The organism is Veillonella sp. ZSJB6 (assembly GCF_051549505.1).
GTDB lineage: Bacteria > Bacillota > Negativicutes > Veillonellales > Veillonellaceae > Veillonella.
This window is the reverse complement of record NZ_JBPUGE010000063.1, coordinates 1-269: the sequence shown is the minus strand read 5'-3', so window position 1 is coordinate 269 and position 269 is coordinate 1. Positions and strand designations below refer to the sequence as shown.

Genomic DNA, 269 nt, shown 5'->3' with positions numbered 1-269 from the left:
GGATTTAAAAGACGCGCTCAATCGCCGTGTCAATCTCAAATCAGGCGGTTATCTTATTATCGACCAAACCGAAGCCATGACCACCATTGATGTCAACACCGGCTCATTTGTTGGAGGGCGTTCTCTTGAAGATACGGTGTATAAAACCAATCTTGAAGCCACCCATGCCATCGCCCGTCAGCTGCGACTGCGTAATTTGGGCGGGATTATCATTCTTGACTTTATCGATATGCAAGAGCAACAACACCGCGATGAAGTGCTAGCAAGCC

1 protein-coding gene is annotated in these 269 nt (G+C 48.0%); it reads left to right on the top strand.

The window, feature by feature from the left end; genetic code table 11:
• The coding region (locus tag ACSV5T_RS09910) for a ribonuclease E/G (protein ID WP_438321005.1) at window positions 1-269 on the top strand (269 nt) is incomplete at both ends.